1 protein-coding gene is annotated in these 537 nt (G+C 41.9%); it reads right to left on the reverse strand.

Annotation, left to right across the window (positions count from 1 at the left end):
• Positions 1-112: 112 nt before the first annotated feature.
• A partial coding sequence (locus tag EIZ48_RS28660) for a hypothetical protein (RefSeq protein ID WP_240153131.1) occupies positions 113-537 on the reverse strand: 425 nt, incomplete at its 5' end.

Genomic DNA, 537 nt, shown 5'->3' on the forward strand with positions numbered 1-537 from the left:
TAACGCCCGCAATAAGGTGCGCCCCACTGAAGCGACAAAGCACACTGAACTCCGTACCAAAACCGCCGAGTGTAATGCGTCACACTTGATTGCCTTGTTATACGTTTTGGTTTCAATACGCCAGCCTCCCATCAGAAAGTCTTTTAAGCTTTCTGGCAACTCTAGCCGATACTACTAGTTCTTTAAACAAATGCTCAGTATAGAAATCATGGGAAATAATTCTTACTTTATACCAAAAAAAATAACGTTTTTTTGTTAGTTCTAGTTCATGGATGTCAAGCAACAAACTAAAACTTGGGAAGCCACCTATAATCCCTAGCTGTGCTTCGCCAACAATGAAATGTACAGGATGCGGTTCATCATCAACTCGGACAAAGCCAAAGAACTTTTCTCCTGCCAAGTCTCCTAGAGCATCGTATGTTGGAAGCTTGGGGCTGTGTAAGTACCAATGCACAAACGAAACCAGTCCTCCAACTACCGGCACTAAGAAAATTAAATAATCCAATTTTGACCTCGATACTTCCAAGACGTATAACG

Source organism: Photobacterium alginatilyticum, from assembly GCF_009910675.1.
GTDB classification, from domain to species: domain Bacteria; phylum Pseudomonadota; class Gammaproteobacteria; order Enterobacterales; family Vibrionaceae; genus Photobacterium; species Photobacterium alginatilyticum.